Below are 535 nucleotides of genomic sequence, written 5' to 3'. Positions count from 1 at the left end.
CTGTGAAACGACAGACTGGGTTGATGCGGGTGAAAACGTCCTGCTGTTCGGCGCCAGCGGGCTGGGAAAAAGCCATCTGGCGGCAGCGATCGTGGATGGCGTTGTAGCCCAGGGCTACCGGGCCCGGTTCTACAGCGCCGGAGAGCTGCTGCAGGAGCTGCGCAAAGCCAGAGCGCAGCTGAAACTGAATGAGCTGTTACTGAAACTGGATCGCTACCGGGTGATAGTGGTGGATGACCTTGGTTATGTCAAACGCGACAACGCTGAAACGGGCGTGCTGTTCGAGTTAATCGCGCATCGGTACGAACGCGGGAGCCTGGTGATCACCAGTAACCATCCGTTCAGCACGTGGGGCAGCATCTTCGTGGATGAGACGATGGCGGTGGCCGCTGCAGACCGGTTGATCCATCACGGATATATGTTCGAACTGAAGGGAGAAAGTTACAGGAAAAAGACGGCAAAGGCAGTAACCAGCGCGGCTTAACGCCGCACTAAAGGATGCGGCCAGCATAGTTGGCGCCAGTCGGCAAAACTA

Annotated in this window: 1 pseudogene; it reads left to right on the top strand. The window is 57.4% G+C overall.

The features are described 5' to 3' along the window. Positions 1–484 (top strand): annotated as a pseudogene (istB, locus tag JJB97_RS18340) (IS21-like element ISEc10 family helper ATPase IstB); the annotation flags it as partial. Positions 485–535: the final 51 nt, after the last annotated feature.

This window comes from Tenebrionibacter intestinalis, from assembly GCF_016632365.1.
In the GTDB taxonomy this organism is placed as follows: Bacteria; Pseudomonadota; Gammaproteobacteria; order Enterobacterales; family Enterobacteriaceae; genus Tenebrionibacter; species Tenebrionibacter intestinalis.
Note: the sequence above shows the minus strand (reverse complement) of the source record. Positions and strands in the feature narration are given on the sequence as shown.